We start from the raw sequence: 691 nt of genomic DNA on the forward strand, positions 1-691 counted from the left end.
GGGAGTATTTAGCCTTGGGAGATGGTCCTCCCTGCTTCCGACGGGATTTCACGTGTCCCGCCGTACTCAGGATCCACTCTGGAGGGAACGAAGTTTCAACTACAGGGTTGTTACCTTCTATGACGGGCCTTTCCAGACCGCTTCATTTACCCCGTTCCTTTGTAACTCCTAATAGAGTGTCCTACAACCCCAAGAGGCAAGCCTCTTGGTTTGGGCTTCTTCCGTTTCGCTCGCCGCTACTCAGGAAATCGCGTTTGCTTTCTCTTCCTCCGGGTACTTAGATGTTTCAGTTCCCCGGGTCTGCCTTCATTACCCTATGTATTCAGGTAAAGATACTGTTCCATTACGAACAGTGGGTTTCCCCATTCGGAAATCTCCGGATCAAAGCTTACTTACAGCTCCCCGAAGCATATCGGTGTTAGTACCGTCCTTCATCGGCTCCTAGTGCCAAGGCATCCACCGTGCGCCCTTAACAACTTAACCTTCGACATCATTGATGTCATTACTAATTATTAAGAGAATCACTAAACTAAGCGTTTAAACTCAGTGAATACTTGAATTGTTATCGTTATCTAGTTTTCAAGGAACACTTTTGAGAGATAGTTCTCTCAAAACTAAACAAAATCAGAAACGTCTTTTTTAATGAAGGTTTTATCCTTCATTTCATCCTTAGAAAGGAGGTGATCCAGCC

The 691-nt window shown here is 45.3% G+C and carries 1 rRNA gene; it reads right to left on the bottom strand.

The annotated features are described in order from the left end of the window. A 23S ribosomal RNA gene (locus WQ54_RS17965) occupies positions 1 to 483 on the bottom strand; the annotation flags it as partial. Positions 484 to 691: the final 208 nt, after the last annotated feature.

Source organism: Bacillus sp. SA1-12, assembly GCF_000981385.1.
GTDB lineage: Bacteria > Bacillota > Bacilli > Bacillales > Bacillaceae > Metabacillus.